Genomic DNA, 15,552 nt, shown 5'->3' on the forward strand with positions numbered 1-15,552 from the left:
TGGCGGCGCCCTTGGTCTACCAACGATCAGCCGCGAAACTTTTTCTTGTTCTTCTTTCCGAACGCGGCCTTCGCCGCCGCCCCGCTTTCATGCCGCGGCCTTCCGGCGTGAGCCGGCTCGTCGCGGTGTCTCTTGGTATCGTAACGCGTCTTCTTGTCAAACGGCGCTTTATCGGGCCGCTTTCCGCTTTTGCGGTCCAGCTTCTCGTTCTGTTCGCGATGCGCATTGGGCGGCGGAGCATCTTGCATCGCTTCGATGCGGATGCTGTCTTCCTTGTCGGGGCGGCGGATGCGCGCGGCGAAACGGCGGGCAACGCGCGCGGAAATCTCGAACTCGGTAACGGTATCGAGAACGCGGATGGCACCGACGTCTTCCTTCTTGATGCTGCCGCGGCGGCATAGCATCGGCAACAGCCAGCGCGCTTCGGCATTCTTGCGGCGTCCGATCGCGGCGGTGAACCACACGCTGTCTTCCGCCATGCGGTGGCGGCCCACGGATTTTCCGGGCTTCGCTCCACCCTCCGCCTCCCGATCCGCCCGCTCCCGCGCGCGTTCCGCACGCGACTTGACGCGATCCTCGCCGGGATCGGCGATGTCCTCAGGCGAAGGTAGCCGCGCGCGATAGAGCCGTGCCAGCGCGACGGCAATCTCCTCGGCCGACCGCTCGGCAAGCAGCGCCTGCGCGAGCGCCTGGTCTTCGGCCGTCGTCTCCGCCGTGAGCACATCGTCCCGCAGCAGCCGTTCCTGATCGAGCTTTCGGATGTCATCGGCCTGCGGCGCGACGCCCCACGCCGCGTCGACACCGGCGAGCTTAAGCAGCATGTCCGCACGGCGACGCCGGGCCGACGGCACCAGCAATATGCTTACGCCCTTGCGGCCGGCCCGCCCGGTGCGCCCCGAGCGATGCTGCATGACTTCCGGATCGTTCGGCAGGTCGGCATGAATGACGAGGTCGAGCTTCGGCAGGTCGATGCCGCGGGCGGCGACGTCGGTCGCCACGCAGATGCGGACGCGCCCGTCGCGCAACGATTGCAGCGCCTGCGTCCGCTCGTTCTGGGTCAGTTCGCCCGATAGCGCCACCACCGAGAAGCCGCGCTCCAGCAGCGTCGCCTGCAGATGCCGCACCGCCTCACGGGTGTTGCAGAACACCAGCGCGCCCGGCGATTCATAGAAGCGCAGGAGATTGACGACGGCATGTTCGACATCGCCGGCGGCGATGCGGATCGCGCGATATTCGATATCGGCGTGGCCGCCCGCGTCGCCCGCGACTTCGACGCGGAACGCATCCTGCTGATATTCCCTCGCCAGGGCGACGATGCCGGGCGGCAGGGTGGCCGAGAACAACAGCGTGCGGCGGCTCTCGGGCGTCGCCTGCAGGATGGATTCGATGTCCTCGCGAAAGCCGAGATCGAGCATCTCGTCGGCCTCATCGAGCACAATCGCCTTCAACCCGGAAACGTCGAGCTTGCCGCGCCGCAAATGGTCGCAGAGCCGGCCCGGCGTTCCGACCACGATATGAGCACCATGGGCCAGTTCGCGCTGTTCGCGGCGCGGATCCATGCCGCCGACGCAGGAAACCACGCGGGCCTCGGCATGCCGGTACAGCCAGGCGAGTTCGCGGTGGACCTGAAGCGCCAGCTCGCGGGTCGGTGCGATGATCAATGCAAGGGGCGCGGCGGCCGGCCCAAGCCGTTCTGTCCCGTTCAGGAGGCTCGATGCCATGGCGAGACCATAGGCGACGGTCTTGCCCGAGCCGGTCTGCGCCGAGACCAAGAGATCACGGCCATCGGCGTCATCGGCGAGAACCGCCGTCTGCACCGGCGTCAGGGACTCGAAATTGCGCTCCGCCAAGGCTCGCGCGAGCGGCGGATGGGTGGTCAAGAATGTCACGAGAGATCAGACCCTGTTGGCTCGATGAGCCGGAAAATGTTGAATATCGTCCCGGAACCGAAACGGCTCGAAGCTTGCGCAAATAGCGCGAAGCGGCACGGCCCGACGGATGTGGGTGAAGTGGGGATGCTTTAGGCGAATTCCATCCCGCGCGCCATCCATTCTTTGCAGATTCGCCAATCACTTCTAGACTGGATTTGAGGGGAATTTACCGGGAGCCGACACCTTGACCGCTTTTAAGACCATTCGTGCCCGCGCCGAGAAACGCAAGGGCGGCCCCAAGGCGCTCGCCAAGCTGCTGCCGGCAAAGCCCGATCCGAAGGCGCTTGCCAAGCTCGGTGACGACCGCGTTCTCGCCGAAATGGCCAAACGGGTGTTTTGCGCGGGCTTTGCCTGGAGCGTGATCGAGAGCAAGTGGCCGGGCTTCGAAAAGGCATTCCTCGGTTTCAAGCCGGGCCCGCTGTCGCTGAAGCCGGACGAGTTCTGGGACGATCTGATGAAGGACACCCGCATCGTCCGGAACGGCGCCAAGATCATGTCGGTGCGCGCCAATGCTACCTTTGTCCGCGACATCGCCAAAGAGCATGGCAGCTTCGGCAAGTTTCTGGCGAACTGGCCTTCGTCCGACGAGGCCGCGCTGCTCGAACTGCTGGCCAAGCGCGGCAGCCGGCTCGGCGGCAATACCGGACAGATGATGCTGCGCTTCCTCGGCTGGGACGGGTTCGTCACCTCCCGCGACGTCGTGCTGTGCCTGCGCGATGCCGGGCTCGACGTCGCCGAGACCATCACCTCCAAGCGCGACCTCGCCAAGGTGCAGGCGCAGTTCAACGAATGGGCCGAGGAGACCGGGCTTTCCTATGTACAGATGTCGCGGATCTGCGCGTTGTCGATCGGCGAGAATTATTCGGCGGACCGGCTCGCGAGCATGGGCGCTGACGAGTGATCGGCCTTCGCTCTACGAGCTTCGGCGAGACAAGCCCGTTCAAATGACGAAGAATCCGTGCGTGCCGTCGCGGCGGAGCTGGTCGACAAGACCGTATTCCCAATCGAGATAGGCCTGCATCGCGCTTTCCTTGACGTCGGTGCCCTCATAGGGGCGGCGATAGCGGTGTGACGGGTCGGGTTTCGGGATCACCTGCGGCGGCCCGATCTCCAGCGCGCCGTCATAGCCGCCTTCGAGCACGTAGACCTCCCAGCCCATCTGCGCGAGCCAGGACGCCGTCATGTCGGCGCGGACGCCTCGATCATCCGTCAGCACGATGCGCCCGCCGCGAACGGGAGCCGCCATGTCGATCTCCTGCACCAGTTGTCCGCCGGCGTAATGGCGGAAACCGGCGAGATGGCCGACCGTATATTCCTCCTCCGAACGGACATCGAAGCGGTACAGCGTGCGATAGTCCTCCGCCTGTAGCGCGGCCATTTCCGCGCGGCCGATGTGGCGGACGCCGGCGCGATAGGCGACGTCGCGCGCATTGGCTTCGCCGCCGGCAATCGCGCCGATCTCGCCGCGCCTGCCGGCGCCATGCTCGAGCTTCTGCCTGGCCAAGGTCCAGCCGATCGTCCCGTTGCGCAGCGCCCGCACTTTATTGGTAATGCCGGCATTGATCAGCGACTGGGTGCCGATGATCGAGCGGGTGCGGCCGGCGCAGTTGACGATGATGGTGGTCTCGGGGTCCGGCGCGGCGCGGCCTGCGCGCAGCACCAGCTCCGCCCCCGGCACGCTGATCGAGCCCGGGATATTCATGGTGGAGTACTCATCGAACCGGCGGACATCGAGAATCCTGATGTTGGCGCCATCGGCGATCAGCGCGTTGACTTCTTCTGCGGCCAGCGAAGGCGTGTGCCGCCGCGCCTCCACAAGCTCGCCGAACGCCTTGGCGTAGGAGTTGACGTCCTCGAACAGCTCATAGCCGGCCGATTTCCAGCCCTGCAGCCCGCCTTCGAGTTGGCGGATATTGCTGTAGCCGAGCGCCGCGAGCCGCTTCGCCGCCACGGCAATGAGGCCTTCGCCATCATCATAGAGCACGATCAGAACGTCCTTGCGCGGCAAGCGGGCCTCCGCCTCCAGCGCAATACGGCCAGCCGCCATGTTGGCGGCAAACAGCGGATGGCCGGTGGCGAAGACGGCCTCGTGCCTGACATCGAGCAGCGCGATTTCCTCCCGCAGCAGCAGCGAGGTGCGGATTTGCGAGGCAGTTACGGATGGGACGGTCATGAATCCTGGATTCCGGGTGAGGACCGCCCTCCTTTAGCAGCATCGCCAGATGCGCGTCACCGCCGGGAAGGTATTGGCTCTCATGTCATCAGGCATTGGACCGATTGCACCGACCTGCCCGAAGCGGCATATGATTGCCCATCAGACCAGCAGCCGGGCATTCGATGGACCTCAAGCAATTGCGCACCTTTCGCGCTGTCGCCGAGCTCGGCAGCCTGAGCAAGGCGGCCGACCGGCTGCGCGCCGCGCAGCCCGCGCTGAGCCGGCACATCAAACTGCTGGAGCACGAGCTTCGCGTCGAACTGTTCGTCCGCAACGGGCGCGGCATGCTCTTGACCAGCGCCGGCCGCATGCTGCTCGACCGCACCACTGGATTGATCCGCCAGATCGAGCAGGTCAGCGACGACCTCAAATCGGCCAACGGCAATCCGTCGGGCCGCGTCATCCTCGGGCTGGTGCCGACGGTGAGCGCGGTATTGTCCGGTCGGTTCGCCCGCCGCGTGCTCCACGAATTTCCCGACGTCTCGCTGCGTCTCGTCGAAAGCTATGGCGGCCATCTGGTCGAGTGGCTGCACCGCGGCGAAATGGATCTCGCGATCATTTATGGGCCCGCGGTCGATCTGCATCTTCAGGTCCAGTCGATCGGCCGTGAGGACATCGTCGCGGTCGGGCCGCCGGGATCGGGGCTGAACAAGCGCAAGCAGGTCGACCTGAAGTGGCTCGCCAAGCAGAAACTGATCCTGCCCAGCATCTCGCATGGCTTGCGCGCCTTGCTGGAAAAGGCGCTGGCGCGCGAAAAGCTCAAGCTGGAGGCCATGATCGAGGTCGATTCCTACCGCGCGCAGATCAGCCTGATGGAGGAAGGGCTCGGCTATACGCTGCTGCCGCCCTCGGCGATCCGCGCCGAGGTGGCGGCCAAGCGCCTGGAGATGGCGGCCGTCAACCCATCGGTCTCGCGCGAGCTGATCCTGGCCTCGCCGATCGCGCATCCGCCGTCGATCGCCACGACTACGATTGCGACGCTGATCGTATCAGAGATTCAGGAGCTCTCCCGGCAAGGCCGCTGGAAGATCGACATGACAGCGTAGCGCCACTCCCTCAATTAAACAGCGCCTCGTCGCCCAGCACCGATTGCCTAAAGCGCGTCGCCAGGATCACGCCGTCCGCCGGTGGCATCACGAACACCAGGGCCTCCGGATTGATCTTGATCTGCGCAAAGGCCGTGCCCCGTCCCGCATGCGCGAGTTCGCGAAGCTCGGTCACCTCGGCCATGGTACGGACGATGCGCGAGGTGCGGATGCCGCAGGCGCTGGCGATGGCGGACAGATCGACGCCTGACGCGGTCGGCGTTTTCTGCATGCCGGTCTCGCCGAAGCGCTCATTGTCGAGCACGGCGATGGTGAGATTCTTCGGCGCCTCTACCGCGATCGTGGCGAGCGAGCCGACATTCATCAGCATCTCGCCGTCGCCGGTGAGGACGAGCACCTTGCGTTTGGGCTGCGCCAGCGCGAGGCCAAGCCCGATCATCGAGGCGCCGCCCATGGCGCCCCAGAGCGGAAAATTATTTGGGTGATCTCCGGCGGCAGAGACGTCCCAGTTCGGCGCGCCGAGGCCGGCGATGACGAGGAGATCCGCGCGGTCGCGCAATAATTCGTTGACGACGTCGCGGCGGTGCAGGAGCGCGTTCGGATTGTTCATTTGCGGGCAAGCTCCTTGAAGTTCTTGGCGCCGAGCACGCGCTGGCCGATCAGCACCGCCACTGGCTTCCAGGTGTTGAAGGCAAGGTTCGCGGCTCCCTGCACGGTGGAGGCGACGAGGTCAGGCTCGTCGACCTTGTTCACGATCACGCCCATGGCTTCGAGTGAGGGACGCGTGCCCTGCCCCATCGGAATCTGCCACGGGTTGAACTCGCCCCAGTCGCCGCGCATGGTGACGATCATCAGTAACGGCATGTGACAGATTACGGGCAGCGACAGCATGTTGATGCAGTTGCCGACGCCGCTCGATTGCAAGAGCAGGACGCCACGCTCGCCGCCGAGCCACGCACCGGCCAGCATCGCCACACCCTCTTCTTCCGTCGTCAGCGTGACGACGCGGGTCTCTGGATCGGCCTCGAAAGCGCGGATCAGGCGGCTGTGGCCGGCATCCGGCACCATCGCGACCTGGCGAATGCCGGCGTCCTTCAGCACGCGATAGATCTCATCCGGCCACGTCGCCAGCGCCGCCGGCGCCTCGCTCTGTGATTCTGCTGCTTCCGCCATCGGGGCTCGTTTCCTCTGCAATTCTTGGAGTCGAATTGCCGGCAGAGTAGACCGCCGCCGGAATTCAAGGAATTTGAATGTGGACATGGCTTCTATCGCAAAATTGAAAGGCTGGGGGCAGTGGCGAGGCCGATGCTATGCGGAGATGGCGCTGCACTAACCACTGTCATCCTCCGCGCGGCGGAGGATCCAGTACGCCGCGGCTTCTCGGTTCGATCACTGGCGCCTCGGATTACTGGGTCCCCCGCCCTAGTGCGCAATTGCGCAGCGGAGGACGACGACTGAGTGTGAAGGGGCGATCTCGCGACATGTTTTGCCCGAGGTTTTGCCAGACCACTTCCGCCCTCTCCATTGTGAGGGCGCAGGGAAGACCGGGTGCGCGCCGCACCCGCGGTCTCGTGTGCCATTATGCGCATAGCAAGAGGTGCACACGAGCATACAGGTTCGGCGGAAGCATCCCCGCCTTCCCTGCGCAATGGCTTTACGGCTTACTTCGTGCTCTCCCCGGAGAACGGCTCTTTTGCCTCCGTCGCCTGCAGGATGCTTTCGCATCTTGAAGACTTAACGCCAGCACCACGGCGCCAGAACCATACGACTTCACCGTACGCATCAGCCATACTCGTCGGTCACAGCCTCTGCGTCCATCACATCTTACCGCGCGTCAGTGACGATGGCCAACGCCACTCATCTCGCGGTGAGACGGGCGGAATATGCCGCTGATTTGGGCCGGAATGGAAGCGGAATATTTCTGATTTACAGAAATTCTCAACTTGACATTACTTCTGTAAATCAGAAGTGATTTGCCCCATCGAGCAAATCACAGCCAAGATCATAGGTGTTGTAGGGTGCGCAGAGCGCAGCGTGCCCACCAGCGAGCAACGTGCTCGGTGCTAAATGGTGGGCACGTCACTTGCGCTCCTTTGCCCACCCTACGCAATCGTCATTTCGGCTTGGAATCCGGCGGGCAGTCCGGTGAGACCTTCAGCGGCTTGTTGCCACTCTGTACCGCCGGCGCGGCGGAGTTGGAGCCGCCGGCGTCAGGCAGCAACCGCGCTCTTGTCGACGGTCTGCGAGTTCGGCGTCTTTTCCTCGCCCTGCCCGAAAGATGCCGCCGGTGACGTCGTGCAGGCCGTCTTCTGCTTGTCGGCCTAGCCCGCCGTGGTCTGGGCCGAGGCCGTACTCACTCCGATTACCGCTGCAAAAATCGCTGCCGCGACGCGAGTCATTTTCGTCTCCGGTGGCTGAAAAATAGCTTGCCCGGAGCAGAACGTTCTGCTGCAACGATGATTCCCGGCAGCCCAGATGCGACGTTGCAGAGCATTCGAACCGGCGCGGTATTTGCTTTGCCAGGCTGATCGAAAACGGAGCTTGCATGACCGTCGACCTCACACGCCGCACGCTGCTTCATCTCGCTGGCGCCTCATCACTGTCCGCTGCGGCGGCCGCAGCAGCACGGGCCGAGGGCGCGGCCGATAGCAACGGGCCGACCTTCGCGAGCCAGACGCCGATGCGGATCGGCATGGTGACCTTGCGCGTGCGCAACCTCGATCTCGTCACCGACTTCTATCGCGACGCCATCGGGCTCACCGTCATGCAACGCACGGCGACGGGCGCCCGTCTCGGCGTAAGCGGCGTGCCGCTGCTCGATCTTTCCCGGCGCGCGAACGCCCCGGCCGAGGCGCGGAACGCGGCCGGCCTTTACCACACCGCCTTCCTGATGCCGACGCGCAAGGACCTGGCGCGCTGGCTGGTGCATGCCGCGACCAACAAGGTGCAGCTCTCCGGCTTTGCCGATCACCTCGTCAGCGAATCCGTCTATCTCGACGATCCCGAAGGCAATGGCATCGAGGTCTATGCCGACCGCGCGCCTGAGATGTGGAAGTGGGACGGCGCGACGGTCGCGATGGCGACCGACCCGCTCGATTTCGACAATCTGCTGGCCCTGACCAACCCGCGCGTCTCCAACTATGCCGGCGCACCCGAGGGCCTGCGCGTTGGCCACATGCATCTGCGTGTCGGCGATCTCGACCAAGCCGACCGCTTTTATGGCGGCGTCATCGGCTTCGACCCGACGCGCAAACGGACCGGCGCTGCGTTCCTCTCTTCGGGACGATACCACCACCATCTCGGCATCAATGTCTGGCAGAGCGAAGGCGCCGGCCGGCGAGACGATGCAGCCACCGGGCTTGCCTGGTTCTCGCTGGAAATCGCGGCGCCGGAAATATTGGAGGCGCAGGAGCAGCGCCTGCGGCAATCCGGGGCGCCGGCTGCGGCAATTACCAATGGAATTGAGACGGCGGACCCCTGGGGCACGAAGGTGCGGCTGATCAAGGTTTGACGGCGCCATAACGAACAAGCCACAGCGTCGCCGCGCCGGGGATCGAAGCTGTGCCAAGAAGGATGATTTCATGAATTTGCCGATGAGCTGGGAGGAATGGGCGCAACACGATGGCGTTGCGCTGGCCACGCGTGTCGCGAAGGGCGAACTGACGGCCGCCGAGCTCGCGGCGCAGGCCGCTGCCGCGATCGCCAAGGTCGATCCCCCGCTTTCGGCCGTCGTCGAAGTGTTCGAGGATGCCGTCACAGACCCCGCGACCGACGGCACCAATCTCGACGGCCCGTTTGCCGGGCTTCCCTTCCTGATGAAGGATCTTGGTCCGACCCTAAAGGGCCGGTTGCAGGAAATGGGTTCGCTCTACATGCGCGGCAATCGCGCGAGCGCTGACACCTTCCTGACCAGGAAGATGCGCGCGGCCGGGCTCAACCTGATCGGGCGCACCACCACGCCGGAGTTCGGCGTCTGCAGCTCGGCGGAAAACCCTGCTGTCTATGTCACGCGCAATCCCTGGGACACCGACTACACCACATGCGGATCGTCGGCCGGCAGCGCCGCGATGGTCGCCGCAGGTGCGGTGCCGATCGCGCATGCGACCGATGGCGGCGGCTCGATCCGGATTCCGGCCGGCGTCAACGGCAATATCGGGCTGAAGGTGTCGCGAGGCGTTTTCTCGCTGTCGCCACTGCTCTCCGATCTCTCTGGCCTGGTCTCCATTCAGGGCTGCCAATCGCGCACGGTGCGCGATACCGCTGTATTCATCGACGCCTGCCGCGGCCCGGCGCCGGGCGAATTCATGCCGTTCTGGAGTCCGCCGGAACCATATTCGCGGATGATCATGCGCGATCCGTCGCGGCTGAAGATCGCGCTGTCGCACAAATGGGGCGACTACGAAGCGACGCCGCATATCGCAACTGAACTGGAAAAGGTCGGCCGCTTCCTCGAGGGCCTTGGCCATCAGGTCGACTACGCCCTGCCCGAAATCGACTACAGCGCAGCTTTCACCGCGCAGACTACCTGCTACATCAGCAATTTTGCCGTCGTCATCTCCAACATGCTGGCCGCGCGGGGGCTCGAAGAGCCGCCGGCGGACCTGATCGAGCCGATCAACATCCGGATATGGCAGCACGGCCGGAACACCAGCTATGCCGACCGCGCGAAAATGCAGGCCGTGTTCAACACGACCTCGCGCGGCTTCGGCACGTTCTTCGAGGATTGGGACATCATCCTGACGCCGATCACGGCGTTGCCGACGCCGAAGGTTGGCACGACGGACTATCTCACGATCAGCGACAATCCCGATGTGCTCGACTGGTTCGGCAATCTCTGGCGCAATTTCGCCTTTACCCCGCTCGCCAATCTCTGCGGCATCCCCGCGATCTCGCTGCCGCTCGCCACCCACGAGCACGGCCTGCCGCTCGGCATCCAGGCCATCGCCCGGCAAGCCAATGACGGGCTGTTGCTGCAGCTCGCCGCCCAGATCGAGCGCGCGATCGACGGCAAGTGGAACGCGGGCCAGAAGCCCGGCGTCCATGTGACAGCGGGGTGAATGGCAGGCACGTCGTGCTTGAATGATCCGAAGCTCCACTGAATAGCGATCAGGACCGTCCCACACCGCAGCCGGAGCGGCGTTGCGCGCATCAATGCCCGGCATGAAACGCCGGTCCTGGTCACGGACGCAGGGCGGGTGCTGACCGAGACGGTCGCGCTCGCCGCCTGGCTCGAGGCAAGAGACAGCGAGCGGCGCATCAGTTTCACGCCGCTTTCGCCGGAAGCGGCCCGGATGCACCAACTGTTCGGCTTTATCGACACAGGTTTTACCAGCGCCTTCTCGCCGCTGGGCCGCGATGGAGATGGCGAAACCGAACCCGCAAATGCAGTTGTCTACAAGCTCGAAGCGATGATCGGAGATCAACCCTTTCTCATGGGTGAGCGCCCGACGCCGACGGCATTCTGGTCGGCGTTGCGCGGTGGCTCGATTTTCATCAACTCGCCGATCCGGCGCGCTGGCCGAAGCTCGCCGCTTTGCGTCGGCGCATCGAAGCCGACCCCGCCGTCATCTATGCGAAGGCCTTGGAGGGCGGAGATACGGCTTCGGGCTCCGGCGCTTGCAGCGGCCACATCCTGCTCGCGGACGTTATCGAGCGGTTCGGTGATTGAGGCGATCATGCGGCGCGGCCTGCAGCATCCCATGCGCTGATCGTTGCATGGACGTGCAGCGCTGCTACAGCGGCGGATGCCGGCGGTGCCAGTCCGTCGCGCTCTGGAACGCTATACCGGCACGGATCAGCATCGCCTCATCGAGATCCGCGGCCGCTAACTGGATCGCAATCGGCAAGCCATCGCTGCTGAACCCGCCCGGCAGGGTCAGTGTCGGCTGCCCCGTCATGTTGAAGGGGGCGGTATAGGCCTGCAGCCTGGCGATCAGCTCCGGCTGCAGGCCCATCGTCCCCATGGCCTTCAGGGACAATGGCGCGAACGGATGCGCCGGCACAAGGAGCAGGTCGATCTTCCCGAACAGAGTGCGCATGCGGCCGCGGAAAGCCATGCGCCGCAGCAGCACCTCTTGATAGTCGAGGCCGGACAAGGCGCCTCCGGCCTCGAGAACCATGCTCAACACTGGACCGTAGGAATCCCGGCGCGCCGGATATGTCGCCCGATGAGCGACCGCCGCTTCCACGGCGCAATTCGGAGCCCAATCGGCAATAGCCTGAGCGACATCCGGCACCTGGACTTCCACGAGTTCGGCGCCGAGCGCGGTGAGCACGCGCGAGGCGTCATCGAGAACCGCAACCACTTGCGGATCGACGTCCCGGCGGCTCAAGTTGCGATCGACGCCGATTTTGAGACCGCCAATGCTGGCGTTCGCCATCGGCGCGAAACTGGCAACCGGCGCTTGCAATGCGGTGGGATCGGCCGGGTCGGCGCCGGCGATCGCCGTCAGCAGCGCGGCGGCATCCGCGACACTGCGCGCCATCGGCCCGACGTGATCGAGGCTCGGCGCTAGGTCGAAGACGCCGTGCCGGCTCACCCGTCCCCACGTCGGCTTGAGGCCGGTCAAGCCGTTGGCAGCCGACGGCCAGCGGATCGAGCCGCCGGTATCGGAGGCAAGTGCCCCGAAGCAGAGCCCGGCTGCCACCGCGACACCCGGCCCGCTTGACGAGATGCCCGGCCAGTAATCGGCATTCCAGGGATTGCGGGGCGGCGTGATCTCGGGATGATGGTCGGAATAGGCGCCTTCGGTCATCTGCAGCTTGCCGAGCAGCACGGCGCCCGCTGCGCGCAGACGCCGCACGACGGTGGCGTCCTCGGCCGGCCTGAAGCTCTTGTAGATCGTCGTCCCTGCCGCGGTCGGAGCGCCCTCGGTCCAGAACAAGTCTTTGACGGCAAGCGGAATTCCGTGCAGCGCTCCGCGATAATCACCGGCAATTATGTCAGCCTCCGCCGCCCGCGCCTCGGCCATCGCGCGCTCGGCCGTGACGAGAGCGTAGCTCGCGAGCCTGCCATCCAGTGCTGCGATCCGGTCGAGCTGCTGACGGGCCGCCTCCACCGGCGATATCTCGCGCGTGCGGATCAGCTCCGCCAGCTCAGTCAATTCCAGGAAATGCACTTGTCTCATGGCCGCTCAGCCCATCGCTCCCGCGCGGACATCCGCGACAAACCGAGCCAGCGCCTTGCCGACATCGTCGGGCGCTTCCTCCTGCAGAAAGTGCGCCCCCTTGACCATCACGGTCTGCTGATTGGGCCAGGAGCGACAGAACTCCCGCTGGGCGCCGATCAGAAATCCGGCAGGCTCCGCGTCGATAAAGAGTTTTGGCATCGGGCTGGCCGAGAGCCAGCGCGCGTAGTCTTCGACGATAGCCACCACGTCCGCCGGCTCGCCGGCGATTGGCAGATCCCGCGTCCATGCCAGCATCGGCATACGCGATAGGCCAGGAATGCGATAGTGGCGCCGATACACCTCGATGGCTTCCTCGCTGATATGGCGCAGCGGAAGCAGATATTCGATGAAAAGATTCTGCCGGAGGATCAGGTCCTCTCCGCGATCGCTCCGTTGCCCCTGAAAGAAGGCGCGCGTCGCCGCGGGCCACTCATCCCAGGACGCGAACGGCCGCACAATCCCTTCCATATAGGCGATCGCCTTGACTCGCCCAGGATTGCGTCGGGCCCAATCGAAGCCCAGCGCCGAGCCCCAGTCGTGAACGATGAGGATCACGTCCTTCGTCAAGCCCATCTCCTCGAACCAGCTATCGAGATAGCGGCGATGATCGAAGAACCGGTAACTACCGTCAGGAGCAGGACCGGAATTGCCCATGCCCACATAGTCAGGTGCAAGGCAGCGTCCATAGGGCAACAGATAAGGGATGATGTTGCGCCACAAATACGAAGGCGTCGGAACGCCGTGCAGGAACACGATCGGATCGCCTTCGCCAACGTCGACGTACGCCATGTTGCTGTCGAGCACCGCAACGCGTTTCCGGTAGGACACATCTTCGGTCGAGATTGCGGGATAGGTCATCGGGAATACTCCTCTTGTTCAACCGGGCGGAACCATTCGCGCCAAATTCGGACACCTGCTAACGCGATTTACCAGTGTCGGTTGCAGAAACCAGCAAAAATATTATGCTGGTGTCATGAGACATTCGGACAAATTCCCGGTTCCCGGCGATGTCGCGCTGCTCTACGATTTCGTGAACTCGATCGACCAGCGCCGATACGTTGAGCAGGGTGTCGCGCATGAGCCTGGCGACGAACTGGAGACGCCGGCGCAGCTCGAAAGATGGCTTCAGAGTCGCGGCCTGTTGAAACCTGGCGCAAGGGTTTCGCCAGCCGAGCATCGCGAAGCGCTGGAGCTGCGGACGGCCCTCAGGCAATTCCTCAGCTCCTCGGCAACGCAGCTGAGCGCGGCGGCCATCGATGTTGAACGCGCCGCCGCCCGCTTTCCCTTGTTAGTCACGGCCTCCCGAAAGCATTCGCTCGACTTGCGACCGCTTGAGCGGCGGGCGAGCAGCGGACTCGGAGCCGTTTTAGCTGAACTCGTGCGCCTATCCGATAGCGGCAGGCTCGAACGTATGAAGATGTGCAGTTCCGACGAGTGCCACTGGATCTTTTACGACCGCTCCAAGCCGGGCAATCGCCGCTGGTGTTCATCGGACCGATGCGGAAACCGGGAGAAGACCCGGGCCTATCGCGACCGCCATCGCCGCGGTGATTGATGGCCATGCATCCCCGGGCAGATGGCTCGCATTGCCCGAGGATGAGCCGCTGATGCGGATCTCAGGATCCGCCTTACTTCCACTTCGCCAGATAGAAGCGCGGCAGCTCGTCCGGGTATGGCGTGAAGTCGAGCTGCTTGGAGTGGCCGTAGGTCGTCACATAGGTGTGCAGCGGCGCCCAGTAGGCCTGTTCGGTGATCTTCTTGATCGCCGCCGAATAGGCTTCCTTGCGTGCTTCCGGGTTGATGGTCGATCCGCCCTGCAACAACAGCTTCTGCACCTCGGGATCGCGCGCGTAATCGTCGGCGCCGCCATCGAAGAAATTGGGCATGATGGCCGAGACGTCGTTGATCGAGTAGCTGCCCCAGCTACCGAGATAGGCGCGCAGCTCGCCGGCCTTGGCGCGCTGGATCAGCGCCGCGGTCTGGAGCTGGTTGAGCTTGGCACGGATGCCGACCGCGTGGAGGTAATTCTGGACCGACGATCCCCATTGCGGCAGCACGTAGCTCGCAAGCTCGACATCGAAGCCGTCGGGATATCCGGCCTCGGCAAGAAGCTTCTTTGCCTTTGCCGGATCATAGTCGTAGGCCACCGCGGCTTCGGCATCGCAGCCGAACTGCGACGGGAAGCAGGGCGCGGGGGGAACGCGGCTGCCGCCGGTGACGAGCTTCTCGGCGATCGCTTTGCGATCAATCGCATGCCAGATCGCCTGCCGTACCTTCTGCTTGGTCAGGGGATTATCGGCCCCGGTGCGCCCGCCGGCATCCAAGGAGAGATATCCGATCCGCATCGATTCCTTGCGCACCGCCTGCAGATGCGGCATCCGGTTCACGGCTTCGAGCTGGTCCGGATTCATGTTCCAGATCCAGTCGGCGCGGCCGGCAAGCAATTCCGTCATCTCGGTCGCCGCGTCCGGCACGAAGCGCACGCTCATCTTCTTGATCGCCGGCTTGCCCTTGGGGCTGCCGGCCCAGTAATCCTCGAAGCGCTCGAAATCGATGGAGACACCGGGCTCGACCTTGGTCATCTTGTAGGGCCCGGCGCCGACCGGCGCCTTGGCGTAGCCTTCCGCGCCGACCTTCTCGCGATAGGCCTTGGGATAGATCGGCAGCACCAGCGCGAAATATTCCAGCGCCGCCGGGTTCGGCCGCTTCAGCGTGACACGCACCGAAAGGTCGCCGGTCTTCTCGGCCTTGTCGATCCAGTTGTAGTTCGCCGGCGTCGATACGCGGCTTCCCGGATCGGCTACGAGGTTGATCGTGTAGACGACGTCATCGGCGGTCAGCGTGCTGCCGTCATGGAACTTGACGCCCGGCCGCAGCGTGAACTCGATCGTGGTCGGATCCGGCAGCTTCCATTCGGTGGCGAGCAGCGGCTCCAGCTTGAAGGTATCCGGATTGCGGTAGACCAGCGCATCCCAGCCCTGGTGGTGCATCACCACGCCGGTGCGCAGATTGTTGTAGAAGGGATCGATGTTGGGCAGCGCGTCGCGCATCACGATGCGCAACGTATCGGCAGATTTTTGCGCGGCTGCGGGCTGCACGACGGCGCCCGATAGAACCATCGCCAGAATTGCAACGCCGAGCCTGGTTTGCATGCGCATATCGCTCTCCATTATTTTTCTACTACAGACGCC

13 protein-coding genes are annotated in these 15,552 nt (G+C 64.4%); 5 read left to right on the forward strand and 8 right to left on the reverse strand.

Annotated elements, in window-relative coordinates:
- Nucleotides 1–26: 26 nt before the first annotated feature.
- Nucleotides 27–1,889 carry a DEAD/DEAH box helicase gene (locus tag RX331_RS35985; protein WP_317254304.1) on the reverse strand — a complete coding sequence of 621 codons (1,863 nt, stop codon included), beginning with the start codon at nt 1,887–1,889 and terminating at the stop codon, nt 27–29.
- Between the two features lie 226 nt (nt 1,890–2,115).
- On the opposite strand from RX331_RS35985, the gene RX331_RS35990 reads away from it, so the two are divergent.
- A complete protein-coding gene (locus RX331_RS35990; protein WP_317254305.1) occupies nt 2,116–2,832 on the forward strand; it encodes a DNA-3-methyladenine glycosylase I in 717 nt (238 codons plus the stop codon).
- A gap of 39 nt (nt 2,833–2,871) precedes the next feature.
- On the opposite strand, the gene RX331_RS35995 is transcribed toward RX331_RS35990, so the two are convergent.
- Nucleotides 2,872–4,104 carry a rhodanese-like domain-containing protein gene (locus RX331_RS35995; protein ID WP_317254306.1) on the reverse strand — a complete coding sequence of 411 codons (1,233 nt, stop codon included), beginning with the start codon at nt 4,102–4,104 and terminating at the stop codon, nt 2,872–2,874.
- Between the two features lie 134 nt (nt 4,105–4,238).
- Here RX331_RS35995 and RX331_RS36000 point away from each other — a divergent pair, with 134 nt between their 5' ends.
- Nucleotides 4,239–5,192, forward strand: coding sequence for a LysR substrate-binding domain-containing protein (locus RX331_RS36000; RefSeq protein ID WP_317254307.1), 954 nt, complete (start codon nt 4,239–4,241; stop codon nt 5,190–5,192).
- 10 nt (nt 5,193–5,202) lie between these two features.
- Here the strand turns inward: RX331_RS36000 and RX331_RS36005 are convergent, their stop codons facing one another.
- Together RX331_RS36005 and RX331_RS36010 are read right to left on the reverse strand one after the other, a co-directional pair.
- A complete protein-coding gene (locus RX331_RS36005; protein WP_317254308.1) occupies nt 5,203–5,802 on the reverse strand; it encodes a thiamine pyrophosphate-dependent enzyme in 600 nt (199 codons plus the stop codon).
- Nucleotides 5,799–6,365 (reverse strand): thiamine pyrophosphate-binding protein, encoded by a 567-nt coding sequence (locus RX331_RS36010; RefSeq protein WP_317254309.1) that lies wholly within the window; start codon nt 6,363–6,365, stop codon nt 5,799–5,801. Before RX331_RS36010 ends, RX331_RS36005 begins: the two co-directional genes overlap by 4 nt.
- 1,372 nt (nt 6,366–7,737) lie before the next feature.
- Here RX331_RS36010 and RX331_RS36015 point away from each other — a divergent pair.
- Nucleotides 7,738–8,703: a VOC family protein gene (locus RX331_RS36015; RefSeq protein WP_317254310.1), complete on the forward strand. Its 966-nt coding sequence runs from the start codon at nt 7,738–7,740 to the stop codon at nt 8,701–8,703.
- 70 nt (nt 8,704–8,773) lie between these two features.
- Complete coding sequence (locus RX331_RS36020; RefSeq protein ID WP_317254311.1) at nt 8,774–10,249, forward strand: amidase; 1,476 nt, start codon at nt 8,774–8,776, stop codon at nt 10,247–10,249.
- A gap of 362 nt (nt 10,250–10,611) precedes the next feature.
- Here RX331_RS36020 and RX331_RS36025 read toward each other — a convergent pair whose 3' ends face one another.
- Genes RX331_RS36025 through RX331_RS36035 form a run of 3 tightly spaced genes read right to left on the reverse strand, consistent with a single transcriptional unit; the run spans nt 10,612 to nt 13,219 of the window.
- Nucleotides 10,612–10,869: a hypothetical protein gene (locus RX331_RS36025; protein WP_317254312.1), complete on the reverse strand. Its 258-nt coding sequence runs from the start codon at nt 10,867–10,869 to the stop codon at nt 10,612–10,614.
- 55 nt (nt 10,870–10,924) lie between these two features.
- Complete coding sequence (locus RX331_RS36030) at nt 10,925–12,319, reverse strand: amidase (protein ID WP_317254313.1); 1,395 nt, start codon at nt 12,317–12,319, stop codon at nt 10,925–10,927.
- A 6-nt stretch (nt 12,320–12,325) separates the two neighbouring features.
- On the reverse strand, nt 12,326–13,219 hold the full coding sequence (locus RX331_RS36035) for a haloalkane dehalogenase (RefSeq protein WP_317254314.1): 894 nt from the start codon (nt 13,217–13,219) through the stop codon (nt 12,326–12,328).
- A gap of 172 nt (nt 13,220–13,391) precedes the next feature.
- Between RX331_RS36035 and RX331_RS36040 the strand changes: the two genes are divergently transcribed.
- Nucleotides 13,392–13,916, forward strand: a complete 525-nt coding sequence (locus RX331_RS36040; RefSeq protein WP_317254315.1) for a CGNR zinc finger domain-containing protein — start codon at nt 13,392–13,394, stop codon at nt 13,914–13,916.
- A 73-nt stretch (nt 13,917–13,989) separates the two neighbouring features.
- On the opposite strand, the gene RX331_RS36045 is transcribed toward RX331_RS36040, so the two are convergent.
- Nucleotides 13,990–15,519, reverse strand: a complete 1,530-nt coding sequence (locus tag RX331_RS36045) for an ABC transporter substrate-binding protein (RefSeq protein ID WP_317254316.1) — start codon at nt 15,517–15,519, stop codon at nt 13,990–13,992.
- Nucleotides 15,520–15,552 lie beyond the last annotated feature (33 nt).

Source organism: Bradyrhizobium sp. BWA-3-5, from assembly GCF_032917985.1.
GTDB lineage: Bacteria > Pseudomonadota > Alphaproteobacteria > Rhizobiales > Xanthobacteraceae > Bradyrhizobium.